Genomic DNA, 26,647 nt, shown 5'->3' with positions numbered 1-26,647 from the left:
AGGCCTCCCTTCGGGAATCATATTAATGACTCCATGTGAAACATCCCACATCCCTCCACCTTCCCGGCTCGGTTATCCGATAGGTAAGGACATCAATCCTGCGGGATTAAAGGAGTTCGGGGGTTGACCAGTGGCTGGAATATACTTACTTGAAGTCGTTCAAATACAGACCGTTCAAGGAGTTACTTACTTTATGCCGCTGAAAAAGAAATACTCACTATTTTCAATTATTATGTTTTTAAACCCATACTCTTTACTCAATAAATATAAGGTCTCATTAGAAGGGATGGGATCATTTTCTGTTGTGTAACCTATTTTTCTATGATGCTCTTTTAGCTCTTCCCTCGTTGTACTGTGGGAAATTGAGAATTTTCCGCCACTATTTAAGTTTTCATACGCATTCCGAAAAACACTTCCTAAATTATCGAAATGCGGGATGCTATTAAAAATAATAACATAATCGAACTGAGTTTCTAAAATAACATCTGTCTCAAAATTAAGACATCTTACATCTGCGCAAGGATACAAATCTACAAATTGTTCGACCATCTTGTCAGAAATATCTATTGCAACGTATCTTTTAAGTCCTCTTTCCTTTAGAAAGGACCATAAAATTCCTGTCCCTGCTGCAATGTCTAAGACAGTATCCCCTTTTCCGACACCCAACTTATTTAACATTTTTCGAGCAATTTCGTAATTCTTTGGCCGGATATTACTATTCCAGTCTTTTGCTCTATCGTTGAAGAATTTTGCTACCTCAGGTTTGTTTTGTGAATCCAAATTGAACCTCCATTGCATCACTTAAGATTTCAAATATTCTCTCGACCAGCATCCCATCTACCTTCGAAAGTGACTTTTTAGCAGACTCCCCATCCAACCCTTCCCCCTGCTTTCAGCTTTCCGGTTCGTTATCCGATAGGTAAAGGCATCCATCCTACAGGATTGAAGGAGTCCTGTGGTTGACTGGTAGCTGGGGGTTTAAACCAGGCGGCTATTTCTATATGAGGTTAGTGGGAGTGCAGGGTAATGTAGTGCAGATTGGGGAATTACAACAATCGGTGATATAATTCCAAATTCTAACGGGGATATAAAAGCTGGGAAAAGGAACATCGATACTACCTCCTTCAATTTCACTTTGGAGTCCAGATTAGTATTAATTCACACAGCTAGTTGCCCACTACCCCCTTACACCAACCTATCCCCCACCCGCCTTTCCCATATCCACTAGGTAAGCCCATCCCATCCAACGCATTCCTCCAGCTTTCCGGTTCAGTTATCCACCAGGCAACAACATCCATCCTGCGGGATTGAAGGAGTTCGGTAGGTTGACTGGCGGCTGGGGTTTAATAGGTAGGCGGTTATCTCTTCTTAAAGTTAACGCTCTTTCTAGAAATAAGCATTGCAACCGTCATTAGGATCAAGTAACCCAAAACAATAAAAGGTCGTCTAGATCTGCTCATGTTTTCTGTCCAAATAGCCAAAATTATAACTGCCGTTGCTATGACCATCATCGCAATTGATACAACTTTACCTTTTGATTTAATCATTAGTTTCTCCTTTAATAATTATAGAAGCATAGTCCATACTTTTTTAACAACATCCAGCAACATTGGCTGTTGGGGATTCTTATTTCTGTGCTATGGATTATTCTTCTTTTTCTTCTTGGTCTTTGGAAGCGAAATTAACGGCTCTAATATTGTTATGATCTCTTTACTAAATTCGAAATTATCTATGTCCAATATATAATGTTCCTTTGCTCCATCATATGGAAAACCCTTCTCAGCATCTTTCATCGTTTCACTGATAGGGTCAAGCATTTTTACAAAAACAGTATTGTCACAAACCAGAAGTAATGGTTTCTCATTCACATAAACCATATACTCTCCAAACATTTTCTTATATCTGATCGCGCCCACATTCAAAATCTGTTCGCTTTACGAAGGTGAGTTGCTCTGTCCGAAACAGGGCTAGAGTTCCATTCTAATGCATAACATCAAAATGATGCGTACTAATTAAACGAAAAATTATGCTCATTTGGAGTAGTATTTTAGTGCAGTCAATAGATAACAATCATTATCATAAACATTGCCATTGAATATCTTCTCAGCCATTTTCAATGTCCCTTCATAATCAAATTTGCACATTTTCTAAAGCAAGTCTTAGAATATAAATAATTCTTATTACACAGTTTGATACATATGTTCAACAAGATTCCTGAGTTGTCCGCCAACTAACAGAATTGGTGTCCGGGCTGGTTCTTACCGCTCTCTTTCCTAATTATACCACTGTACCTCAACAAATTGTAAAAATCCAGAGCAACACGCCCTGGATTCGCAAAGCCTTTTAAATTATTTGGTTTTTCGTGGGTGGGGAGTAAGTCTCACGAACCTGCTGGGCACAAAAGTTCAATCCTTCTTTAATAGTTACTCTTAATAATCATTCTAAAGGCAAAATAAATTAATATGATACCTACTACTAAATTTAATATTGATATGATTTCGGATGGTAAAAATTGTCGTGTGACACTTCCAATAAATGCGATAATTGATAGAAACAATATAGTTGATAGAACAGAGCCTAGACCAAACATATAGATTTCTTTTCTCGTGAGTTTTTCGTCAACCAATTTAGCAGAAAACAAACCTGTCCAAAATAAGATGGTTAATGGGTTTGAGGCAGTTAATAATAATCCCTCTACAAATGAATTGCCTGATCCCATCAGCTTAAGATTAGACAATTTTCCTAAACCCATTCCACCGAATATGGTCTGCAATCCAAACATTCCAACTATTATCGCTCCAATTACTTTGAATACTTTCTTAACTCTTTCTTTTTCTATAAATGATGTAATTCCTGCAGTTGCAAGAAATATGTAAAGTGCGTCTATCAAGGCGGCACCTGCAACACCTAGTTCAGCAAGTAGAAAGCCTTTATTTCCTCCCATTTTAAATATAAATAGGCAGACTGGCCCAATTGCTAATTGTAGTATCATTCCAAATTTAAAACCTTTAAAAAGCAATTTCAATCTTCCCTCTATTGTTACTTTGGCCTCTATATCATGTATTAATTGGTAAGATTGGAGTATCCTTTACGGTTGAAAGGATAATTGTTGTTTTAGTTTTCGTAATACCGTTCACAGCCTTAATTTCTTCACTTACTAATCGTTCTAGATCACGAGTATCTTTACAAATCACCTTAATAACATAATCTTCGTCTCCAGCAACATGATGACATTCGCGGATCTCAGGTAGGCTATTAACTTTTTCCAAGAAATTCTTTCTATACTCCGGTCTTTCCAAACAAACCGAAATCAGGGCTGCCAATCCCAACCCGACAGATTCTGGATCAATAATTGCGGAATAGCCTTTAATTATTCCACGCTCCTCTAACTTATGAACTCTTTCTGCTGCTGCAGGAGCAGATAGGTCTACTAGCCCCCCTAATTCTGCCCATGTTGAGCGAGCAAATCGCATAAGACGATCAATTAATTTCATATCCAATGTATTAACCATACTTTTCACTCCTTTGCTAGTTTATTTATATATTATACATACGATTCAAATGTTAAACAAATGATATCAGCAAAAAAGACAGAGCGTGTATTAACGTCTGTCTTAAAAAAATCCCTTTGTAAGTCAGCAATGCCTCAATCCCAATTTATATCTTATCTTGCACCATCTATTATACATCTAAGTCGCCAGTATTCCTTTGGTTAGCAGTCGCAACCACCCTTTTCCTAAAAACCAATCCTAATTCTCCCACACTTCCCCCCACATCCACCAGGCAACAACATCCCATCCTGGGGGCCCAAGCACCAGTTTGGGACTTTTACCTACTGTTGATATGACAGCCCCACTATGGAAACTATGGATCTTATTGCTCCCCAAAAACTTTGTTCCATCAATCACAGCCACCACATATCCATCAATAGTACATTTCAAAGACCTTATTTTCGACCGCCTTTTTTATAATGTCTTGATTGATTTGTTTTAGCCCCTCCAAATCTATGACTTCAAGTGCATCTCGATGGCATCTATCTGAGGCAGCTTAGTTCCTCAGGGAAACAGTTGACTAAACTCATGATTCTTTAAGTAGTTTTTCCTCATTACACCCTCTCTTCTCTACTGACTTTAACAGAAAGGGAGGTCTGACAGAAGAAAAAACTCCGAATTTGGTACACTTTTGAATGAGATCATTCATGCCAGTAATATCAATGGATGTACCGGAATACCGCCGGTTTATGGTGTAGGTGTGGTTCAGAAAATGAATCTATAATACACCCAACTCTCCAGGGGTGTTGAGGTTAGCGGGGCGCGCGGTGGCGTAGGGGTATTAGTTTAAAAGCAGCTTTGGGTTAAGAGCCAGGTTTATAAATAGTATTGATATTTTGTAATTCGAACTGGATTTTTCTAGCACAGAAATCACATATATATGGAAAATTACGATTCTTACTAATTGGCTTAAAATCCTTATGTATCATGTCAATCTTTTTGACGATTCCGCAAATCTTACATCGGATATCCAATTTTATAATCTCCTTTCATCAGAAGAGTGTCTATAACTTCATTCATTATCTTATGCTGCTGAGACAAACATCGATGAAAGGACAATATATTTTTTAAAGTTGTGACTTAGTCACTTGTACCCCTCGCGCCACCTATACCTAACATCCGTGAGCATCTTTCTTAGCGGTTAGGCTTTATACAGGCGGCTATTTCTTCATGACGTTAGCTGGGAGCGGTGGGATGATTTTGTGATCGATGGTGAAGGAAGAAATAAAACTAAGGGTATGTAAATGTTTTTGTGTAATGGAATTTTTCTTTTGATATTATTAAACTTTATTATATTCTTGAGGTACATCATTTTGACCTAGATATTCCATTTTATCTTCTAAAAAGAGTTGTCCATCTCTATTTGTTACCTTAAAGACCACAGGAGTATCTAAACTGCTGCTGAAATAGTCTTCCCTGGCTTAAAGCTCGGGAAGCTTTTTTAATTGCTGGCAAACGTTGTTTGATGTTCAAACCCAACTCCGCAGACCCCACCTTGGTTGATAAGATTCATCTAAACCAACATTTTAATTAAATACTTAGGAGATTCTACATATCCTTGGCGAAAATAAAATCTATGGGCATCCACTCTTCTTGAATGACAATGTACTTCCAATCTATCGCACTTTCTATCTTTCGCAAGCTGAGTGCAATACTCTTCAATTTCACGTCCAATCCCCTTATCTCTGGCTATTTTATCAACAGCAAAATAGCTTATCCTTGCAAAATCTCCTTCTAGCGCCAATTGGGGAATAAAGTGAAGCGACATTACAGCCACTACCTCGGCTTCAAGCTCATAAACCAATAGTTCTTCATTGGGATCGCCAAGCATAGTTTTAATTTTAGTTTCCAAAAACAAACCACTTTCTGGATAATCTAACTGTTCCAAAAGCTGCTTGACTCTTTTCCAATCATCTACTTTAGCTCTTCTTATTCCCAAATAAAATCATTCCAATCCTAATTTATCTGTGCTCTCCCATCCAACCAATCCCTTCGACCACCTTTCCCCGGTATCCACCAAGCAACCACATCCCATCCTGCGGGAATGAAGGGATTTGGGGTTAAGAGGGTAGCTAGGAACGAGTGCTGGGAGTACAGAAAGAACCGGTAATGGTGTCCCTTACTTAATCGTAACGGTTGTTTCTTTAAAATGTACCACTTGATATTCGAGGTTCTCATGAAAAGGTTTAATCGTTAATTGAAATTCCACACCACTAATATCATCAGGTAAAGATGGTGTTACTACAAAAGAATGCTGCATCCCCCTTCTTGACCCACACCCACCATCTTGCCTACAACGATATTCAGGTGAAATGAACAATTCAAAGCTAGCATGGCCTAACCTGACAAATGGTTCCGATGTATTGACCTCAGTTTCGACGCACACTATGCTGGCATTGGTGTATTGTTTCATATAGGTCACTGCATACGACATGTTGTCAATTTCCACTGATTTTAAAATTGGAACGAATTTCAAAAACCCAGTCGGTTCTATGAGGGGTAAAAAATGTTCCTCGCCTATCATATATGCTGAAAAGATCCTTTGTAGCCAAGCCTCATTAAGACCGAACTTTTGGCTCCATTCTGAGATCAAATCTTGATGCGGAAATCCTGGATTATTATTTGATAATTCTTTACGCTTAGCTAACAATTCACAAATTTGCTCATCAACAGGGATCAAATCCTCGCAGTAATGATCGGTTGGAGTATGAAATGAAATACGCATTGGCGATGTTTTCAATATAATTACCCTCTTCCTTTCATAAATTCGACTTGTGGCCCGAATAAATCATCTATTTTAAGATACATAAAGATACCTCCAATGGGTGGAACTTAATGTATTAACCCGCTCGATCACCGTATCTCCAACGATCCCAGTGCGGTTATTTAACACAATCGATGGTCATGTTAATCTAGTGCCTCAAGTATCTTGTATTGTTCAACCATGCTCAATTGAATTGGTTCGGTGGGTTCAGATGAATGCTGTTTAAGAAACAACTCCCACCACCCTACATTATGCCATTGTCCAAATTTGTATCCTGCTTTATTATATTGGGCTATCTTCTTAAAACCAAAATACTCGTGAATTCCAACGCTTGATTCATTAGGTAAACATATCCCTGCATAAGCATTGAAATAACCTTGGAGCTTTAAGAGGGAAAGCAATAATGTATATAACGCCTTACCAATTTTCTTTCCTCTACATTCATTCCTGACATAGATAGAAACGTCGACCGACCATCTATAGGCAACACGTTCACGATGCTTAGAAGCGTACGCATAGCCTAAAATATCTTGTTTGTCAATTAAATTCTTCTCGGTCCTCCACCACGACAACAAATCATTGTAAAGGGCTACCTTCGGTGAGAAATTAGACTCGATGTAACGCCTCCCTCCGGCTTTCCGGTTCGGTTATCCACCAGGCAACCACATCCTGCGGGATTGAAGGAGTTTGGTTGGTTGACTGGTTGCTGGGGTTTATCGACGGAGAGGATTTGAATGTTGTGGGTTAGCTGGAGTGCAAGTGATGACAAGAGTATCGGGAATGTGGTCAAAATGAGCATTTTCCTATTTACTCCAGTTCTGAATTTCTATGAAATTCCCTTCAGGGTCTTGTGCATAAGCGGCAGTTAGTAATCCAATCCCTTCATAATCTTTCTTAATAATTTGACCTAGTATTTTGCCGCCATGTTCAACCAATTTCTGTACTACTACTTCTACTTCATCAACATGAAAGGCTATATGTCCAAATCCTTGTAAATTTATTTTTGGTTCAGTGTTTCTTAAATTGTCCGGTTCATAGCCAAATACTTCTAATGTCGGACCGTCACCATAACCTGGTAAACTCAAATGGATACCCTTTACTTTTACGTTAGGAATATTAGTTAGACTATCTATCCAGTCACCGGAAAGATCTCTTTCAGGGTATTGTGGCTTACACTCAAAGACATTTATATAGAATTCCGATAGTTTTCTCCAATCCTTAGCAACGATGTTTGTATGGGCATATTTGATACTCATTTCTTTCCCTCCATTTTGTCCCGACTAGAAGTGCCACCTTCGGTGACTCCGCCCCGCGGAACTCTCGGTTAGTAATAGGGCTGTTATAACTCCAAAAGTTCAAAACCGGTCTCCGGATCTATTTTTCTCCTTGCTGTTGAATTGGCTAATTCAAAAATAATCACTTCACCAATATGCCAGATTGCTACACCTTCCCTCGTGCAACCAGTGACAGAGTCTCTATTTCGTCCAAAAGCGGAATGTAAATGCAGTTTTGGAATATTTTCTTCGTTAGTAAATATAGTTCCAATTCCAACTGCCTCGCTTGTGCCCAGCAGTTCTGTAACCATTGGGATTGGTTTTGCAGCAGTACCATCCTCGGGCCCTACCACAACTTTGCTTTTAATATCTGCACCGCCGAGAAAATGTACAATTGCTGAGCCAACTTGGTGTGTTCTCGCGAAAGCCTCAATTATATCTGGTATTCTATCTCCGTGTTCCAATCTCAGAATAAAAATCCTTCCGAGATTTGCCTCTGAATATTTCACAACTTCTCCTTCTTTCGTTTAATTCGATCCAAGCTTTCAGTTTCAGTGAGCACCTTTGGATAGATGGGGACATCCTGCAGAATTACGTGTTTGGATTACTTTGTCCAACGCTCCTCAGCTAAATAACTATCCCCGCTATCCTGGACGAAATATTGCCACTTTGAGTTGTCCGCCAATTGACGGAATTAGCGTCCGGGCCAGTTCTAACCGCTCTTCTTTCCTAATTATACCACTGTACCTCGACAAATTGTAAAAATCCAGAGCAACACGCCCTGGATTCGCAAAGCCGTTAGATTATTTGGTTTTTCGTGGGTGGGGGGTTTTAGTCTACTTTGACTGCTGCCTAAGCCTTATTACAGCGGTTATTTCTTCTTGAGGTCAGCGAGGGCACGAGAGAGAATATCGTCAGTTATAGATCAAAAAATATACTTTAGAAAAAACTCCTTGACCCTAACACTGATGTCATACTTTATAATTAGGTATACAAAAAAGTAGGAGGATTACTTTGAATATAAGTACTTTATCAAAGAAAACTGGTGTAAGTGTTCGCTCCCTACGTTACTATGAAAGCAAAAATCTTCTCCAGTCACGACGATTAGAGAATGGTTATCGGGATTACGATGAATTAGCTGTGCATCGAGTTAAAACTATCCAACTTTATTTAGGGCTTGGGTTAAATACAGACAAAATCGAACGAGTAATTGAATGTCCAATCAATTGGCCTAATGAACAACCACTTTGTGAGAAAGCGTATAAGCTTTATCATGCTAAACTGACGGAAGTAAATAAGCAAATAGAGTTACTAGAAATGTTAAAATCACGCCTGCAACAAGGAATATCAATCTTTGAAAATACAAATGCAAGAAAGGACAGAAATAATGATAATTGATAGTCACCAACACGTTTTACTACCAAATGAGAAACAACTGAAAATAATGACCAAGGCTGGACTTGACCTAGTGATACTATTTTGTACAACGATTCACCCTGAAACCGCTACTGACACGGAATCATTTGCAAGAGAAATATATACTCTTTCAGAAATTCTTAATGGTAATCGTAATGCTCAAGCGGCTAGATTCCAAGCACTTAAAGAACAATTAAGTGTTATTAAAGAATACCCCAATAAGTTTATTGGTTTTGGAACGGTTCCGTTGGGTTTATCTGAAGGGTCAACTGCCGAATGGATCAAGGAAAATGTAATTACGAATAATTTTCGTGGTCTTGGTGAATTCACGCTAACCCCTGGACAAGTGCGCCAGTTAGACCCAATTTTTTCAGCAGCAACAGCATTTAATAACCTGCCATTATGGATTCACACATTTGCACCTTTAACTTTAGACGATATTAAAGATATTAATAAGCTATCAAGGAAGTACCCGCGCATTCCTGTTATTTTGGGTCATCTTGGTGGCACAAACTGGCTAGACACCATAAAACTAGCTAAAGAAAATCCTAGCCTTTACTTAGACTTATCAGCAACGTTTGCAACAATTGCCGTTTCATTTGCGATTAAGGAATTACCTGATCGTACACTTTTCAGTTCGGATGCACCTTATGGCGATCCAGTATTAGCCAGAAATACTATCGAAAGGGTTGCCGCCGATAATTACATTCGTGATCGAGTATTGGGTGAAAATATATCAGAGTTACTCAAGCTATAAGTATTTCTATATCACCGAAGGAAATTCCACCTTGTTCGGAACCTGTTGAGGCGAATTCCCAGCACCAATCTCATTCACCCCATCACGATGGAACAATATGAGGCATTACCTCCAACTTTCCGGTCTGTGAGCGACTTTGGATAGGTAAGGGCATCCCGCAACAGCTAACCTTTATCCAGGCGGCTATTTCTTCTTGGGCTTAGCGGGGCGCGAGCTGGTGTGCGAGGGCAATTAACTTTCGAAATTATTACATAGCGGCAAAGCCGCATATGGTTATTGAATTCATTATAAATCCCTAGAAAATAAATAAGCCCTCTTTTCAAAACCTATTTTCTCGTAAAATTTATGAGCTTTTTCTCGTGGAAAACCTGAATCTAACTCAATCTTTTTACAACCTCTTAATTTCGCTTTATCAAATGCCTTCTTGAGTATCTCTGTACCAATTCCTTTTCCTCGAAAAGATTCATCTACTATCATCGCATATACATATGCAATTTGTCCTTCCTGCCAAAAGTTATTAACAATTGCAAAAGCGCAAAAACCAATTACTTTCTCGTTATATTCTACAGAAAGATACTCATCATATTCTTGTTGTAAACCACGATAGAAAACAACCATTAAATCACTTTCACTCAATTCCTTACCTGGCCAAAGTTGACGAAAAAGTAATATAACATCAGTAAAATCTTCGGGTATCGAATCTCTAATTATCATGATTATATTTTCGCCTTCCTTGTTTCAATTATAGAGTACGGCCACGAAACTGCTTCACACAACATGATGATTCATACCCACTATACAAACAATGAACTCTTGGCGTACAAACCAAGTGCGCCACCCAGCCATAGCCTTCCCCGTATAAGTGGGATCTAGCAAAACACCTTCTGTTTTGGCCAGTAATTTGACTGCCTCGATCATTTCGGCGGTAGGCCGCGTATAACCGCGAGACCTATATACTCATCAAAGCAAACAATGTCTTCTCGCGACACCTGTATATCAATTCCCATATAGTCCGCTGTTTGCTCTGTCAGCTCGGATATCATGTTTTTCAACACATCTTTTGGATTGAGAACACTTATCCCTGTTACAGGTATTTGATAATTGTTACCATGTAAGCCAAGTAACAAACCACTATAGGTACTTTCGGCAATGTTCGGCAACAAGAAATTTGAGAAGAATTTATGCTCCCTTGACACTTTGCATATTAATTTAGTATATTTTTTTACCTCTAAAACTTAATATTTACATTAAATATGTTCCCATGCACGCAGACTTAACGCAGACTTAACGCAGACTTAACGCAGACTTAACACATTCTTAACATTTTTAGCCTATTACATATATTTCCCAACCCTGAATCCCCTGGTACAAGCGACTTTCAAAATGTTAGTGTTTTCAAACTTACCACGCACTCAACGTGCCGCGAGCGCGCGATTTGTCGGTTTAGCAAACACACAATAAATCAGCCGATAAGATTTTGTTCAATCCCATCGGCTGATTTTATCAATCTTAAATTATTTTACAGTGAAGGGAACTCTCAAGCCCTGTTTAAGAAAAGAACTATCGATCATTTTTACTCCTGTAGTTATATACAGACTATAATTTTGTCCTATGACATACAACTGCATAGGTTTAATGGTCAAAGTAGTATAATTCGTCGTCGGATCATTGGCAAATTCATAACTCACAGGTATCCGTTTACCTGTTTTGCTATTGCAGATAAAAACACTTGCTTGATCCACACTTTTCGGATCCACTTCCCTATTGATGACAATCTTCCACATCTTATCGGTAGATACTCCGCCAGCAATACCACTTACAGGAAATAAGGCATATTGCTTCTCATCCGGCAAAGTCGTGTCTTGAATTGTGAGTGTTGATGTGGCTTGACTTCCCAGATAAGCTCCGCCTGTGGGGCCGCTTAACGTTAGATTCACTGTCTCATCATTTTCCAAGATATTGTCATTGGTGATCGGAATGGTAAAGGTCTTACTTATTTCTCCATAGCCAAAGCTTAACTCCCCGCTTGTTGCGGTATAGTCTTCTCCAGCTGTTGCAGTGTTATCGCTTGTACTGAAGTGAACTGTGACCGTCCCGTCACTGCCATAAAGACGATTGACGGTAATCGTAGCTGTCCCGGCGTTTTCATCAACACTGTAGGAAGACTGGCTGAACTGCAACTCACCTGGGTACCAGGTCCAGACGGGGGGCGGAGTATATGTTGCGCTATAAGTGACAAACTTGGTAAAATGCTTCGTCCAAACCACCAAATCCGGTCCGACACTGATATAGCCGTCAGCGTCTTGACCTGCTAATGTTTGATCAGCTGTGCTTTGGGTATCCGCACTCAACACTGTAGTGATCGGTGTAAATACTCCACTGCGCACATAGCCAACGAGTTTACCAGCCTGTCCAGGTATCAGGATTCTTACTGCATGACTGAACGTTAAAGGCACATTGCCATCGCCGACTTCGATCACAGAGTCAACCGTAGCTGTGGTTCCGCTGCTCGGTGTGACTGTGACACTATTTGCGGCTTGGACGGTGGGCATATTAATCGTTCCATCCCAGCCTGCCGGAGCGCTGATCGTTGTACCTTGAGGTATCTGCACTTGAACAGTAACCGGCGTACTGTTGGCTGAGTTCAGATCAACGGCTGCCGAGATGTTGATGGCTGGCATGGTGGTTGTTGTCACGTTTCCATCGGGACTGGCTGATTGGATCAGATTAGCCACATTGAGTGTTGTATCATTTACCCCAGCCGGAACTGTGATGCTAATTGGATTGCTTCCGGCATTGCTGACCGTATCCGGCGTTAAGGCAAGATTGGTCTGCCCAGAGCTAACAGTAACTGCCACTTGTCCAGCACTGATCGGTAAAGGCTGCGGCGCTTGATTCGTTACCGCTTGATTGCAAAATCCACCTAAGATTCCGCCGTCGGCGCTTGTTAAAGTTCCGGGAGTATAACTGACTGAAATACTATCACCTGACAAGAGCGGTTTAGATAAGCTAAGAATGATTTGAGCACTATCACTTCCCAGTTTTGCTTGTGTAACATTTTCCGATAATGATTGGCCACTCCTGTTAACACTTATGTTAAAAGCTCCGGCGAAACTTCCAGGATTAGTCATATCTTTGCTAAAGTTGAGGAGAATCTGCACGCCGGAATTATCTGTAACCGCACTTTGTAGAGTCGGAGCCGATATAATGTTGGTGGATGAGCCAGCGTTCACCGATACACTGATGCTGGTGGTCAGCGGAATGTTATTCGTATTTACCACGCCTGTCGGGAGGGCTGCATTGCCGCTGACCATGAAGGTCTGCGCACTGGTCGATGATACGTCATAGCTGCAATCGTTAACATCCCAGGTTACATCCGCCGTTACGTTTCCTTGATCCGTCACCATCGTCACTGTGCTTGGCAAGCCCAGGGCCGTCGCTGTTTTCGCTGTGCCGTTGGCTACCCCGGTAATAGCTGACGAGGTTGTGATGCTGATTAAGGTTGGAGAAACCGGAGTTGCTGCATTGACCGATACACTAATACTGGTGGTCAGCGGAATGTTATTCGTATTTACCACGCCTGTCGGTATAGTTACTGTGCCGCTGACTGTGATGGTCTGAGCACTGGTTGATGATACGTCATAACTGCTATCGTCTATATCCCAGGTTACATTCGCCGTTACGCTTCCTTGATCCGTCACCATCGTCACTGTACTTGGCAAGCCCAAGGCCGTCGTTGTTTTCGCTGTGCCATTGGCTACCCCGGTAATAGCTGTCGGGGTTGTGATGCTGATTAAGGTTGAAGAAACCGGAGTTGCTGCATTGATCGATACACTAATACTGGTGGTCAGCGGAATGTTATTCGTATTTACCACGCCTGTCGGTATAGTTACTGTACCGCTGACTGTGAAGGTCTGCGCATTGCTCGAAGATGCGTCATAGCTGCAAGAGTTTACATCCCAGGTTACATCTGCCGTTACACTTCCTTGATCCGTCACCATCGTCACAGTGCTTGGCAAGCCCAGGGCCGTCGCTGTTTTCGCTGTGCCGTTGGCTACCCCGGTAATACCTGTCGGGGTTGTGATGCTGATTATGGTTGGAGAAACCGGAGTTGCTGCATTGATCGATACACTGATGCTGGTGGTCAGCGGAATGTTATTCGTATTTACCACGCCTGTCGGTAATGTTACTGTGCCGCTGACCGTAAAGGTCTGCGCACTAGTCGATGATGCATCATAAGAACATGAATCGACATCCCACATGACAATTGCGCTGACATCGCCATTGTCGGTACTCAGCGTTACCGATGACGGTAAGCCAAGGGCGGTAACGGTTTTCGCCGTGCTGTTGGGAAGATTCGTGATTGCAGTCGGCGCTGAGATACTGACAAGGGTTTTATCTGTAGGAACCGGTGTATAGGTATACCCCGCGCTTTGATTAGACACTGCACTGTTTGACGTTGTTGAATTATTGCCCTTGGCAATAACTGTAAAGGTATAGGTCCCACTTGACGTTATCTTACCCGTAAAATCATAGTCTGTCGTTCCTGAAGCAACTGATTCCGTATCCAACGCTCCCGTTGTGCCGGATTTGTAAAGGCTCACGGTGTAGCCGCTGGCGCCTGTTACAGCAGTCCAGGTTGCTTCACCGGGAACGGTCGTACCCCAGGCAACCGTCGGAGCCGCCAATGGCACTACATAAGTGTTTGCCGTACTTGCCGAAGATTCCGGGCTGTCCCATGCAGTTGTGCCATTGCCCTCTGCAGTTACCGTAAAGGTATAACTTCCGCTCGTCGTTACCTTGTTTGTAAAATCATAGTTTAATTGATTTGCGGCAACCGTTTCCGTATCCACTGCTGTCGCTGTGCCGGATTTGTAAAGCTTCACGATATAACCGGCTGCCCCTGTAACTGCATTCCATTTGGCTATGAAACTGCCTGATGATTGCCAGGCAATACCATTTGCCACGGCAAGTGATGTAAAAATAGGATAGCCGTTATTTATGTTATTAATGTCCGGGGACCAAGGCATAAGAGAGGTATCGGAAGAAGAACTAACTCCGCTGTTAAGGAGGTCGACAAACGTGGAAGTTTTAAGATCAGAAGCAGAGGTATATGTAGTGCAATTGGATGATATAGTGGCATATTGATTCGAATAGCCGACCAGAGGAATGCCGGTGCCAGGGTTGAGCGTATAGCATTTGTCAATCGATGTATTTACTTCAAGACCATCTTCGTAAAAGGGACCAGCCTGCCCGATCAGCCCGCCGACAAAAACGGCACTATTACAATTAGCATCATACAGCAATGTGCCGGTCGCATAGCAGTTATAAACAGTTCCTGACATGAAGCCGATAAGGCCGCCGCATATGGAATGTGGGATATAATAGTCACTTCCTATCATAGATGCGTCAGTCACGTTCCCTGTTGCACAGCAGTTTTTGACGGTGCAGTGATAACCCAACCCTAAAAGACCTCCGAAAATTGACGTCGAAAAGGTATCTCCAGTCACCGAAACATTGGAGGAACAGTTTTTGAACGTGCTAGAACAAGCGTAACCGGCAATTCCTCCGGCAAAGCCAGTGCATTGCTGTAGGGAATTTTGATCCTGTATAATGCTAGTATGTGTGTTTGTGACACTACCGCTGACGGATAAATTCTCGATAGTCGCGTTGTTCAAAGAACCAAACAGCCCCGCCGTATAAGCATTGACATTGACGGATAAACCGGTGATTTTGTGACCGTTTCCGTTAAAAGTGCCGCTGAAACCTCCTGCTTGCATATAAAAATGACCGTCATCTGGACCTATATAGCCTGTGGGAGTACCGATGGGCGTCCATGAACCGCTAAGGTTAATGTCGCAGCCAAGTTCATAGTTGCCGCTAGGATTGTTCGCAATGGCGGCGAGCTGGGCCTGATTGTAAATAACGGTAACATCTGAGGTTGCGGCTTCTGCTTTTGTCACAACAAAACCAGACCCAACACCGACGAAAATCATCATTATCGCCGCTGCCATAATTATAAACACTCTTAAACCCCTTGCCCAAAGCGTTTTATTAAATTCCGGCATTTTGTAAACCCTCTTTTCCAGCATTTCGAAACGAGTATTCTTGTTTCATAATCTAAAGATAATATATTCTTCATATTGGCATATTTAATAGTTCATTTAGATTTAAATTGGGTATTTTTTATCTTATCTATTTCGGTTGGCCATTTTTTTCACATCCTATCAGTATTCAACACAGCCTGTGCCATCCTTCTGTCATCCTCACCCTTTATATGAACAGCTTGCTCACCCATTTAGTCTGCTTCCCGTTCCATCCCCGTATCTTCATTAAGGATTTGATGTTATTTTTAAAGCGTCTAACATTCTAGGAACGTATAGGATGTTGGAGCACCGCCTCCTTCGGTTGTAACCTGAATAATTATTATATTGCTGCCTTGACTCAAACTGAATGCCTGAGACGGGCGACTGCTTGCCACAGCCACATTATTGCCCCTGATTATCGAGGTTGAAGCTTGAGTGGTGAGAGTGTCCGCTACAAAACATGTACCATTTTAGCTTATTATCTTATCTAATATGATAAAAAAGAGAAAAAATAGCAGGTTGTGTAGTTTTTAGTCAATTGTACCGAAGTGCTTACAAAAAAAAAATCGCCCCGGGGTGAGGTTTTTATATGTTTTTTTAGATTCTTTTGTATAATAGAACATAGTAAAAGGAGAAGGAATTCAAATATGGCAACTCTTAATTATGCAAATGATAAATTCATACCCGCGCCGTTGCCTGCGATTTGTGCACCTCGCCGCAAGCTCATCGAGCTTTATGATAAGGCATCGAACAACCGGCTCACAGTGGTTTGCGCCCCTGCGGGATATGGCAAAACGGTATCTACCCTGCTGTGGGTCAGCGCCTCGAAACGCAAATCGGTCTGGATCGATCTGGATGAATATGATAACGCGCCCTTTGTGTTTTATAAGCTCTTCTGCACCGGTATCCTGTCGGCGCAGCCGGACAACGTAAAAATGCAGGAAATTTTAAACAGCAAGGCATTTTATTCGGCCCCCGTCGATTATACCATCAACCTTCTTATGGAATTTACCCAGGATGAAGAATCTTATGCTTTGATACTGGATGATTTACATACCATCACCAACAAAAAAATCCTCAAATCACTGCCCTATATTCTCAAGCGAATGCCCCATTCCTTTGTCATTCTGCTCCTGAGCAGAAATAAGCTCCCTGACGAATTACAGGAGTTCGCGCAGAGCCGAAGCAGTGCTGTGATTACGGCGGACGAGCTGGCTTTTTCCGCGGAGGAAATAGAAACTTACTATGATGCTTTGGGACGAAAGCCCACAGAGAGTCAGGCGGAAACGATATTAAAAACTACAGGCGGCTGGGCCATCGGTATTACCGCCTTGTCCAAGAGTGATTCTCTTGAGGCATCGCAGGTAAGCGGGCAATTTCTGGAGCATTATATCAACCGAAATATATGGGAAAAGTGGGAGCCTGAGCTGCGGGAATTCATGCTGGTCACTTCAGTGGCAAACGAAATGGATGCAGAGCTATGCAATCTTCTGACAGGCAGGAAAAACGCGGCTGAAATTCTGGAGAATCTGCTGCTTCAAAACCTGTTTGCGGTCAAAACCTCCGAACATACCTATCGGTATCACCACCTGTTTTTAGAATTTCTTCGAGGTAAGCTGAACGAGCGCCCGGATATCAGCGTTCGGGAACTGATGACGAAAGTTGCCGGGGTGTATTACGACCGGGAAGAGTATTTCACGGCCCTCACGTATTATGTACAGACCGAGAACCATGACGGAATCAACCGCTGCTTCTATCAGTTAAACTCTATCTATCAGGATTTCAGTGTCGAGGAGTGGATCAATTACACCTCCACTTTCGTCTTGGAAAAGCTGCCTAATGAATTTATACACAGCAATATCACGCTGATGATCGAAGCCGCATGGGCAAATTTCCTGAATGGTAATGCTAAGGCAGCCCTTTTGTATATTGATGCTGCTTACGATTATGTCGCCTCCGATAACAATCAGGATATCCTGCAGGAAGAAGATCTTCTCGGGTACGCCCTGACCATCGGATTTGCTGATTTTCGCAAGGGCCTCCATGAATTTGCCGAGGAGTTTTCTGACTGGTCAAACGCCCTGCCGGAAAAAAGCGTCAACGATTTGAATATGTACACTCCGTCGATCACTCAAAATTTCCCCTACATGCACCGCTCCATCTGCGACTGCCTGGACGTACTGGTTGACATGGTCGGACGATTACAGGAAATCCATGATGTCTTCGGTTCCTTCTATACCAGGGAGGTTGATGTATTCTGCACCTGCGTTCAGTCCGGACTGTATTATGAACAGAACAAGCTGGAAAAAGCCTCAGAAGCTATTACTCTGGCACAGAGTCAGCTCACAGAGGAACTTCGCTTTGAGATGCACTTCTGCGTATACATGCTGTTATCTAATATTTTGAATGCCCTAGGTAAATCAACGGAATCGGAAAAGCTAAGGGAACAGTTTGCCATGCGCCTTAGAGAAGAAAATGCCCTCTACTTAAATCCGAATTTTTTGGCCGTTGATACAAAAAATAAGCTGTTAAACGCCGACCTGGAGACAGCAAAAGAATGGCTGGAACAGCTTTTTGTCACCGACGACGAACATCTTCGCTTTTATAGACTTTACCAGTATTTCACCACGGCGCGCGCTTATATCGTTCTGTCAGAGCGGGAAAAGGCTGAGGATCTTCTTAAAAAGCTGAAAAAGCTATGTGTGGATTACCGGCGACCAATTGATGTCGCTGAAGTCTGTGTCTTACAGGCCTGCCTATACTGGGCAACCGGCTCTCAGAAGGCAGCCATGCAGATACTGGAGGAAGCACTGCTGGCCATGCAGCCCTACCGGGTCATCCGCATTATTGCAGATGAAGGAGCGGCGGTACTGCCCATTCTGAAAAAAATCACTTTCAAAATAGAAAGACCGAAATATTCCGGGGAGCTTGACTGCCAATATGTGAATCAGGTCCTACAGTGTGCTTATGAAGTTTCCAGACGACACAAAGGTATAAGCGCATACTTACACGAAACGCCGATCAAGCTGTCCCAAAGGCAGCAATACATCCTTACATTGCTGGCGCAGGGCTACAAAAACGCGGATATCGTCAGCATCTCCGGTCTGACGATCAACACCATCAAGACCCATATAAAGCTGATATATGAAAAATTGGGCGTCAATAAAGCAGCAGATGCGGTAATGGAGGCAAAGCGACGTGGGCTGATTGAGTCGTAAATTTATATGGTGATGCCATCTGAACCACCTTTATCACTTTTACCGGATTTCTTCTATCTTGGCATCAATAGCCTCCAAATCAAGCACATTAAATCCCTCACGTCTTTGGTAATAGGCTTTATTCAGAGGTACCCGAAGTTGTATTTATGTTGACAAATATAACTTAAGGTAATATTTTCATATCGTCAAGTTATATATCGTTATGATATATAACTTGACGATATAACATGTAGGAGGAAATTTGTGACTGAATATATTTTGCTGGGGTTTCTGATGCAAAACAGCATGACTGGATATGATATAAAACAGCATATGAGCATGAGCACATCCTATTTTATTGATGCAAGTTTTGGAAGCATTTACCCCGCATTGAAAAGGCTTGAGCAAAAGGGATTCATACTCATCTTTGACGTCCACATTGACAAAGTTGAGACTTTCCACGCGCCGTTCTCCTCCGGGCATAGGAGCTAAACCGAACAACTCCCGCAGTTCATTCTGGGTGAAAATTCCGAGTGGAGCAGCATACTGGCACATCTGGCTTTTGGTGGCATCACTCACATGGGCCAGTTAGTTAGAGGTAAATATAATCCGATTGCCGTACCCTCTTTCGCGGGCTGTAAAGACTTTATAAGTGAACGCTTCCGAAAACTGTTCAAGAATTGGAGCGACAACGCTGTTATAGAAACCATCAAACTGCACTTCGGTATAATTCGAGAACACGATATTTTTGTTTAAATTGAAATACCCAAAGACCTGCTCTTCAATGATTTCCATCTGCGCAGCATCCAGAAGAATCGCTTTGTTTTCGAAAGGCTTGAATTCACCCGTTTGCGAATCCGTGAATATGATTCCTGAATTATTCTGCAGGTCAAAAAACTTACCCAGGATTTCATCCCGCTTGGCTATTAAGTCAGCGGTTTTTAATGTACCCTGAAAATGAAGGGCTCCACGAATATTGGCTGGTCCATTTGCCACGGCGTTGATGATCCCGTTGTGTACCGTGTGGGTCAGTTGGAGAAGTGGGTATAGGGCATTATCGTTGTAACTTCCCATAAGATCACTCAAAATAATCGCGTTTTACATGAATGATTTGTTCAAACGGAGCGATGACTTCTTGTCCTCCCCGGAAATTAAACTTCACAAAGAGTTGAGCTCCATCATAAGACAAAAAGTCGGCAACAAGATCTACCTTTATGAGTCAGTTTCTTTTCGGAATGCCGATGGCAAACCAAGAAATAAACGTGTCCCTATTGGTAAGATCGATCCTTTAACCGGTAATCCGATTTATAAGCCCGAGCATCTAGCCGATATGGCTAAATGAGGAACTCCTATTGATTTACATCGGGCTTTGCAAAAAAACAAATTGAAAGTGAGCGCAAGGATATTGACAGCCTTCAAAATACCATTGTTTCAGGGAGCGACTCCATGCGCGGGGTTACCAAACTCAGGTCCTGGAACAAGGATCACAAGATTCATACGCATGTTTACTATAATGCCATAAAGGCTATGAAACACCGCGAGAACCTCTTTGCCCATGTAACCCTTCTAAAAGAACGAGCTGAGGCTAATCCTGCAGACGCTCTGAATGACGAGGAATACTGCAAATACCTCCTCATCCGCAGCTCAGAGAAATCCCCTTCCGGTTACACCGTCAGTGTTAAAGAGAATGTAATTAATAAGGATTTGGAAACAGCGGGCTGGATGGTCATCAGGCCTACAATCTCCATACAATTCGCCACAAATAACGCCCATCACTGAACCAATTAGACTATTGTTTTCAACTGCACTGAGCAATATGTGTGAATCTTCCTTTATAAATTGGCTATATTTTCGATTCATTGTATCAACACAAGATACTTCATTCCAAAATTGCTTATACAAATTAGCCAATTGAGGAATGTCCTCGATAACCATTTCACGAATTACCATTTTATCAAAATCCCTTCAATCTACTCAACTTCAAAGCCGACCATCTATTCTATTATAACTTCCCCCCACCTTCTTCCCCGATAACCACCAGGCAACCACAACCCATCCTGCGGGATTGAAGGAGTTCGGTGGGTTAATGGAGGGCTGGGGGTTATCACATTGATGGGGATTTGGGTTTAAGTTTATCGGAGTGCTTTGCCTGCACGTTTAAATCTTTTGAAGATGTAACTTATTCCGAAAGCAAGAATTAAAGGAATAACTGTGCCAACTATGAAATTATAAGAAATACCATGCCCACTATTTATGCTTGTATAGATTTTTAAATACCGGATATTAAATCCATATCCAATAGCTTGACTAATCAAAGACAACATAATGAAAATTCCTAAAGTTGTTCTTTGAGTAGGGCGTTTCGCAAAAATATATGCACAAACAAAAATATAAATCAATATTGAGATTGGAACTGATAACAAATAATCATCTCCTTTGCCGTCATACACCCTTTTTACATTTACTTATCCGCAAATCGGCTTCCCATCCAACGCATCCCTCCAACTTTCTCCGGTTCAGTGAGCGCCTTTGGTTAGGAAAGGGCATGCCGGATCATTGGGGGTGAATGCTCTCCGGCGGCACTCACCACATGACTCCTAGCTAAGCCTTATTACCGCGGCTATTTCTTCTTGAGGTTAGCTGGGTGCAGCGGACGGGGTGATTTGGTATCGAGGATGTGGTCAAAGTAGGCGAACAAATCAGCCAAGCTTCTAAAACGAAATATCCAACTATTTGATAACTAAGCTTAGATAATTTCGTGAGAATTCAATTGCTTTCTTAGTTATTTCTTCGCACAAGTGTGGTGGATTATCCGGTTTAAACCCTTGTGGTCTTAAAGTTCTACATACCAGACTGCCAAACTCTTCTTCAAACTTTTCAGCAAAGTCATAGCACATATTCACTATTTCATCATTACTTAGACTTCTTTGCTTTCCGTATATTCCAATAAACAGTAACGTTCCTTCAACTAATCCACACTGTGCACCGTACTTACCAGCCCCATGCATGCCAATCACTGCATCAATAATATGAGTAGATAAATTCACTTGAAATATCTCTGAAAGGATCTTAATTGTTGTAGTAGCGCAGTTTAAATCATCATTCCAATAATAGTTATGAACTTTTTTGTCAATTAGATATTTGTATTGCATAATTAGAAATCTCCCAGCTTCTAGCCAATGGAATACATTTATATTATTATTTGTTACCTGATCTTACCAACTGGACAGACCCTCCTGCATTCCCAGCAAGCATACACCCAATAACCTTTGGGCAGAGTTTTTCCGACAATACTCCGACAAAGCTTTTGAATAACTATTTGCTCTCCCTTTATAGCACCTGCGGGGCAGGCATCAAGACATAGTCGACAACTTTGGGGACACAGTTCCTTCTCGACGAGTGGGTCAGATTCTAAATCTAAATCGGTGAGCACGGAAACCAAATGGACTCTGTTTCCGTACTGCGGAGTAATAAGAAGAGAGTTTTTCCCCAGGATACCCAAACCTGCCGCCTGAGCAGCATGTTTATGGGACAAATCCCCCATCCCACGATGATTTTCTTCATCCCAATAAGTATAAGGATCGTCAGCTGGTATAGGCATCGCCTTACCGCCCATTTTCTCTACAAAAACTGCTACGTCACTTGCGATGTAATCTAACTTTCTGAGTATAGCTTGGAAGGTATTGGTATAAGCCGTACCAAGACTTCCGCATACAAGTTGGTCGGAGATCTTTTTAGCTATAACCACGACAGATTTTGTTTCGGGCATAATGTCGGTTGGATGGAAACCCGACGGCGCTCCGTCAAAACGCTCCAAAGAAGCCACTCCTATAAGATCAGCTCCTAATTTTAAGGCATTTGCTCTTATTTCTTCCTTCAAACCCATATACTAAATTCTCCTTCCTTATTTCAAAATAAGTTGTAACCTTAATCACATATGTAGCAATTAAACTTGACCTACCAAATGGCACATCCTCAATGCCATAAAATAGTTAAAATGACAAAGGTCGTTGAAGATTCCATCACACCTTCGAGTAATTTTGTTGTATCTTCTGGAGTTGTAATTCTTACTTTGAGAACCATACACCATTCTCCAGCTAATCGATGACACTCCTCCACAGTTATTTCGGGGATATCAACTATAGTAGATTCGTTGGCAATATTGTCAAAATTACCTCCATTTATCTTAGTAAATATTAAGCACCTAATACATGGGCCGACTTTCCGCCAGTTTACTTGTGCTCGATATCCAATGATAATCCCCTGGTTTTCATGATTTTCAATTCTCTTATGTATTGCTGGTCTTGCCATAAACTATGAATTATACTGTTGAACATAAAAAAACTGCACAGCCCTTTAATAAAACCTTTTTGTGGTTTTTCAGGATAGCCACCTATGCTGCTATCGCAGCCCTATCAGACTTTGGCAATAAAAACACCCCATCGAAATATGTTACAAGCAACATCTAAACAAAGATATGTGGTATTGTTTAAAACTGTTTAATAGTATGTTATCATGTTAAAAACAAATAGTAAAACTGATAAATTGAATCATTATCTTCAAAAAAATCGATAGTAGAGGATAGAAGTTTGGACATTAAACAATTAAATTCCTTTTTAACAATCGCCAAATTACAGAGTTTTACCAAAGCAGCACAAAACCTTGATTATGCCCAATCTTCCATTACCTCACAAATCAAATTACTGGAAAATGAATTAGGTGTAAAACTATTTGAGCGGTTAGGTCACAGTATTACATTGACAGCAGATGGCAGAAATCTTCTACCGTATGCTGAACAAATATTAAAGTTCTCAAAAGAAGCTAAAAATGCTATCGGCAGTTCAGTTTTACCATGCGGAGCTTTATCCATTGGAGCCGTTGAATCTTTGTGTGTAACCCGGTTACCAAAACTATTAAAGGAATACCGTTCACGCTATCCTAATGTTGAAATTACAATTAAATTTGGCAACAGTACTGATTTTCGTGGATTATTAAAAGATAATATTATAGATATTGCATTTTTCCTTGAACAGAAAGAAATTGACGGAGAGTTTGTTACGGAAATACAGTTTCCAGAACCAATGGTTATCCTATCCTTACCTGAACATCCTCTTGCTCAAAAAGAAAGTGTCTATCCTGAGGATTTAACAGACGAGTCAATGATTTTAACGGAAAAAGGCTGTAGCTACAGGATATTATTTGAAAATATGTTGACTCAATATGCAATAAAACCACGTTCAATTATTGAAACTGGCAATGTCCAAGCAATTAAACAACTTACAATGAGCGGACTAGGCATTACCTTTTTACCATTGGTAGCCGTAGAAGAAGAGTTTTTGCAGCATCGTTTGGCAAAGTTAAACTGGAAAGGACCATCTTTCGAAATGCTAACACAGGTGATCTACCATAGAAACAAATGGATCTCTGCACCTCTTAAAGCATTTATTGAATTAATTCATGAAATTGGGTTTTAGTCTCTTTATAATAAGTTAAAACACTTGACTATCTTTGATACAAAACATAGATACAGCGAACAGAATAATAAAGAGCCAGACCTTACGACTGACTGTGTATCTTACTATATACTTTTCAATGGTCTCTTACGTTAAGCCCTTTCCTTATAGTACAAATTACCAGCCTATTACCGTCAATTACATAATTAGTACACTAGCAGTCTCAAGGGTCACCTTCGGTGACCCCACCCCCACAGAACCCGGTGTGCGGATTTCCCGCACCGGGCTCTTCGGAGATTGACTCACAGCATTGCATACGCTTTTAATCTCGTATAAGGAATTGAAAGCTTTGGTTGCAATATTGGAAACGTGCCTTTAATTGCTTGGAATTTCTCCCAGGTGACATATCCTTTACTGCATCGAGAACTAAACATTCTTCTCCGGTAATGTTCTGTCCTAAGGTAAACCTTGATTAGGCTTTTTAAGTTGCCCGCAATGCCATAGTAATTGTAATGGCCCCTTAATATCGAATTTATCACTGCAACCTGTTCCTTAATTGGAGAATGTCTAATCTCGCGTAAGGTTGCCTGCAATTTCACAATACTTCGTCTAAGTCTTGTTTTCTCAGTCTTTCGGCCCACCATGAAGTTCCCTTTTCTGTTGCAAGTGCAATAGTGGGTGAAACCGAGAAAATATATCGTTTCTATCCTTTTGCCTCGTTCCTTAGCATACTTAGTTGCAAAAACGGCCAAATTCGACTAGACGTGTTTTGTTCGGTTCCAGAGTTAGTGCAAATTTCTCAAGCCTTTTCTTCAATGTTTCATGAAAACGATTGGCATCTGAACGGTATTGAAAACAGACTACGAAGTCATCAAAGATATGCCTCACCTTTTAATCTTGGCTTCACTACCTTTTCAAACCACAGGTCCAGTACATAATGCAGATAAACATTGCTTAGCAGGACGCTAATCGAACCACCCTGGGGAGTGCCGACTTCGCTCGCCTGAATTTCTCCGTTTTCCATGACCTCGACCTTCAGCCAGCGATTTATCATGGAAATGATCCTGGGGTCCCCCACTCTATGCTGTACAAATTCCATCATCCATTGGTGGTCCAAACTCCCGAAGAAATTCTTGAGATCTGCCTCCAGTACCCAACTGACTTTTTCTCCGGCAATTATTTCGTTTAGTGTTGCAAGGGCATTATGTGCCCCTCGCCCTGGCCTTCCTCCAAATGAACAGTTGAGGAAGTCTTGCTCATATATTGCGGATAATACTTCAGCAGTACTTCGTTGCAGAGCTCTGTCCACAACTGCGGAAACTCCAATTGGGCGCTTTTCTGTTTTACCAGGTTTAGGTATCCAGACTCTTCTGACCGCAGGGGACTTATAGCTTTTCCGATGAATTGACTCAATAAGTTCATCAATCCAAAGGTTAAAGTCCTTTTGTGCTCCTCCGACCGTCTCATGGTCTATACCGGGTGCAGTATACTTTGGCATCCGGGCTAGACTTTCCCATATGAGTTCTTTCGTTATGTGATGTGCCAGCGAAGAAAATTTTAGGTTCGTTTCCTTTTGAGCTTTTGCTGCTACTCTTTCCAGATTCGTGTTCATGGCTGGGTTTCTCCTCACTTTGTATTAAGGCCCGAATCCTCCCATTGTATGTAGCCCATGTTTCCTTGGAATAGATTCAATTTCCGCTGACCGCTTCCCCATGTAACAGGCTCTCCCTACCTCAGAGTATTATCAGTCAGTAAGACTTCCGACAGACCATTGGATTATCCTCACTTTGTCAGCTTGTCAAACCCTATCTTTAGTGGAAGCCTATCGAAGCCCATCGTTAGCATGCCGTAGGTACGAACCCCGGAAGTAATGAAGTATCCTCACCATTTGCGGACACTCCATTTCTGCCTTCCCTTTAACGGGAGAATGTCGGCTACTTCACAACACGTGTAATTTCGAGGCTAATTATCCTATTCACTTTATTCCGGCCTACTATCTTCCTGTCTACGCTTCGCAGTGTATGTTATTGATTTATACTGAAACCTGACCCCACTCTTTCATTGAATATTGACCCCCTCACAATAAAAAGATATCCTTTCTCAGTCAGTAGCAATTACATAGAGAAAGGATATCTGGGAGGAGAATGAA

General features: G+C 41.5%; 25 protein-coding genes and 1 pseudogene. 7 read left to right on the top strand and 19 right to left on the bottom strand.

The annotated features are described in order from the left end of the window. Positions 1-186: 186 nt before the first annotated feature. The 10 genes from B5771_RS00320 to B5771_RS00270 all read right to left on the bottom strand — a co-directional run bounded on the left by B5771_RS00320 (position 187) and on the right by B5771_RS00270 (position 8,098). Positions 187-780: a class I SAM-dependent methyltransferase gene (locus B5771_RS00320; protein ID WP_172408104.1), complete on the bottom strand. Its 594-nt coding sequence runs from the start codon at positions 778-780 to the stop codon at positions 187-189. Positions 781-1,358: 578 nt separating this feature from the next. Continuing rightward, complete coding sequence (locus tag B5771_RS00315) at positions 1,359-1,547, bottom strand: hypothetical protein (protein WP_088185761.1); 189 nt, start codon at positions 1,545-1,547, stop codon at positions 1,359-1,361. 90 nt (positions 1,548-1,637) lie between these two features. Continuing rightward, complete coding sequence (locus B5771_RS00310) at positions 1,638-1,916, bottom strand: transcriptional regulator (RefSeq protein ID WP_348982921.1); 279 nt, start codon at positions 1,914-1,916, stop codon at positions 1,638-1,640. Between the two features lie 500 nt (positions 1,917-2,416). Further along, a complete protein-coding gene (locus B5771_RS00305; RefSeq protein ID WP_088185760.1) occupies positions 2,417-3,019 on the bottom strand; it encodes a LysE family transporter in 603 nt (200 codons plus the stop codon). Between the two features lie 37 nt (positions 3,020-3,056). Then, positions 3,057-3,512, bottom strand: coding sequence for an Lrp/AsnC family transcriptional regulator (locus tag B5771_RS00300; RefSeq protein WP_088185759.1), 456 nt, complete (start codon positions 3,510-3,512; stop codon positions 3,057-3,059). A gap of 1,552 nt (positions 3,513-5,064) precedes the next feature. Beyond that, positions 5,065-5,490, bottom strand: a complete 426-nt coding sequence (locus B5771_RS00290) for a GNAT family N-acetyltransferase (RefSeq protein WP_088185757.1) — start codon at positions 5,488-5,490, stop codon at positions 5,065-5,067. A 180-nt stretch (positions 5,491-5,670) separates the two neighbouring features. Beyond that, entirely contained in the window at positions 5,671-6,291 is a 621-nt protein-coding gene (locus B5771_RS00285; protein WP_242966683.1) for a hypothetical protein, read from the bottom strand. Positions 6,292-6,458: 167 nt separating this feature from the next. Next, positions 6,459-6,890, bottom strand: coding sequence for a GNAT family N-acetyltransferase (locus B5771_RS00280; protein WP_242966682.1), 432 nt, complete (start codon positions 6,888-6,890; stop codon positions 6,459-6,461). A 228-nt stretch (positions 6,891-7,118) separates the two neighbouring features. After that, positions 7,119-7,571 (bottom strand): VOC family protein, encoded by a 453-nt coding sequence (locus B5771_RS00275; protein ID WP_088185755.1) that lies wholly within the window; start codon positions 7,569-7,571, stop codon positions 7,119-7,121. 83 nt (positions 7,572-7,654) lie between these two features. Next, on the bottom strand, positions 7,655-8,098 hold the full coding sequence (locus B5771_RS00270) for a PPC domain-containing DNA-binding protein (protein ID WP_088185754.1): 444 nt from the start codon (positions 8,096-8,098) through the stop codon (positions 7,655-7,657). Between the two features lie 505 nt (positions 8,099-8,603). Here B5771_RS00270 and B5771_RS00265 point away from each other — a divergent pair. Both B5771_RS00265 and B5771_RS00260 read left to right on the top strand, forming a co-directional pair. Beyond that, positions 8,604-8,987 carry a MerR family transcriptional regulator gene (locus B5771_RS00265; RefSeq protein ID WP_088185753.1) on the top strand — a complete coding sequence of 128 codons (384 nt, stop codon included), beginning with the start codon at positions 8,604-8,606 and terminating at the stop codon, positions 8,985-8,987. Beyond that, positions 8,944-9,762: an amidohydrolase family protein gene (locus tag B5771_RS00260; protein WP_348982920.1), complete on the top strand. Its 819-nt coding sequence runs from the start codon at positions 8,944-8,946 to the stop codon at positions 9,760-9,762. Before B5771_RS00265 ends, B5771_RS00260 begins: the two co-directional genes overlap by 44 nt. A gap of 285 nt (positions 9,763-10,047) precedes the next feature. On the opposite strand, the gene B5771_RS00255 is transcribed toward B5771_RS00260, so the two are convergent. Both B5771_RS00255 and B5771_RS00245 read right to left on the bottom strand, forming a co-directional pair. Then, positions 10,048-10,476 carry a GNAT family N-acetyltransferase gene (locus B5771_RS00255; protein ID WP_088185751.1) on the bottom strand — a complete coding sequence of 143 codons (429 nt, stop codon included), beginning with the start codon at positions 10,474-10,476 and terminating at the stop codon, positions 10,048-10,050. 800 nt (positions 10,477-11,276) lie between these two features. Further along, positions 11,277-15,830: a Calx-beta domain-containing protein gene (locus tag B5771_RS00245; RefSeq protein WP_172408103.1), complete on the bottom strand. Its 4,554-nt coding sequence runs from the start codon at positions 15,828-15,830 to the stop codon at positions 11,277-11,279. Positions 15,831-16,495: 665 nt separating this feature from the next. Between B5771_RS00245 and B5771_RS00240 the strand changes: the two genes are divergently transcribed. Continuing rightward, positions 16,496-19,066, top strand: a complete 2,571-nt coding sequence (locus B5771_RS00240; RefSeq protein ID WP_088185749.1) for a LuxR C-terminal-related transcriptional regulator — start codon at positions 16,496-16,498, stop codon at positions 19,064-19,066. 243 nt (positions 19,067-19,309) lie between these two features. Beyond that, positions 19,310-19,537, top strand: coding sequence for a PadR family transcriptional regulator (locus B5771_RS00235; RefSeq protein WP_088185748.1), 228 nt, complete (start codon positions 19,310-19,312; stop codon positions 19,535-19,537). A 96-nt stretch (positions 19,538-19,633) separates the two neighbouring features. Here B5771_RS00235 and B5771_RS00230 read toward each other — a convergent pair whose 3' ends face one another. Next, the gene (locus B5771_RS00230; RefSeq protein WP_088185747.1) at positions 19,634-20,119 is read right to left on the bottom strand and encodes a phage portal protein; all 486 of its coding nucleotides are present in this window, start codon (positions 20,117-20,119) and stop codon (positions 19,634-19,636) included. A 61-nt stretch (positions 20,120-20,180) separates the two neighbouring features. Here B5771_RS00230 and B5771_RS00225 point away from each other — a divergent pair, with 61 nt between their 5' ends. Beyond that, complete coding sequence (locus tag B5771_RS00225) at positions 20,181-20,387, top strand: hypothetical protein (protein ID WP_088185746.1); 207 nt, start codon at positions 20,181-20,183, stop codon at positions 20,385-20,387. Positions 20,388-20,491: 104 nt separating this feature from the next. Further along, positions 20,492-20,824, top strand: a complete 333-nt coding sequence (locus B5771_RS24030; protein WP_172408102.1) for a hypothetical protein — start codon at positions 20,492-20,494, stop codon at positions 20,822-20,824. Here the strand turns inward: B5771_RS24030 and B5771_RS24600 are convergent. The 5 genes and pseudogenes from B5771_RS24600 to B5771_RS00200 form a co-directional block, all read right to left on the bottom strand. Further along, positions 20,777-20,995: pseudogene (locus B5771_RS24600) on the bottom strand (GNAT family N-acetyltransferase); the annotation flags it as partial. The gene B5771_RS24030 and the pseudogene B5771_RS24600 overlap by 48 nt on opposite strands. Positions 20,996-21,177: 182 nt before the next feature. Next, positions 21,178-21,468 (bottom strand): hypothetical protein, encoded by a 291-nt coding sequence (locus B5771_RS00215; RefSeq protein WP_047811428.1) that lies wholly within the window; start codon positions 21,466-21,468, stop codon positions 21,178-21,180. 306 nt (positions 21,469-21,774) lie between these two features. Next, positions 21,775-22,197 carry a C-GCAxxG-C-C family protein gene (locus tag B5771_RS00210; RefSeq protein ID WP_088185745.1) on the bottom strand — a complete coding sequence of 141 codons (423 nt, stop codon included), beginning with the start codon at positions 22,195-22,197 and terminating at the stop codon, positions 21,775-21,777. 53 nt (positions 22,198-22,250) lie between these two features. Next, positions 22,251-22,931, bottom strand: a complete 681-nt coding sequence (locus B5771_RS00205) for an epoxyqueuosine reductase (RefSeq protein ID WP_088185744.1) — start codon at positions 22,929-22,931, stop codon at positions 22,251-22,253. Positions 22,932-23,020: 89 nt separating this feature from the next. Next, positions 23,021-23,356, bottom strand: a complete 336-nt coding sequence (locus tag B5771_RS00200) for an Lrp/AsnC family transcriptional regulator (protein WP_207652661.1) — start codon at positions 23,354-23,356, stop codon at positions 23,021-23,023. A 278-nt stretch (positions 23,357-23,634) separates the two neighbouring features. Between B5771_RS00200 and B5771_RS00195 the strand changes: the two genes are divergently transcribed. Continuing rightward, positions 23,635-24,519 carry a LysR family transcriptional regulator gene (locus B5771_RS00195; protein ID WP_088185743.1) on the top strand — a complete coding sequence of 295 codons (885 nt, stop codon included), beginning with the start codon at positions 23,635-23,637 and terminating at the stop codon, positions 24,517-24,519. An 850-nt stretch (positions 24,520-25,369) separates the two neighbouring features. On the opposite strand, the gene B5771_RS24475 is transcribed toward B5771_RS00195, so the two are convergent. Then, complete coding sequence (locus B5771_RS24475; RefSeq protein WP_207652659.1) at positions 25,370-26,110, bottom strand: reverse transcriptase domain-containing protein; 741 nt, start codon at positions 26,108-26,110, stop codon at positions 25,370-25,372. Between the last annotated feature and the right edge of the window lie 537 nt (positions 26,111-26,647).

It is taken from the genome of Desulfosporosinus sp. FKA (assembly GCF_002196785.1).
Classification (GTDB): domain Bacteria; phylum Bacillota; class Desulfitobacteriia; order Desulfitobacteriales; family Desulfitobacteriaceae; genus Desulfosporosinus; species Desulfosporosinus acididurans.
Note: the sequence above shows the minus strand (reverse complement) of the source record. Positions and strands in the feature narration are given on the sequence as shown.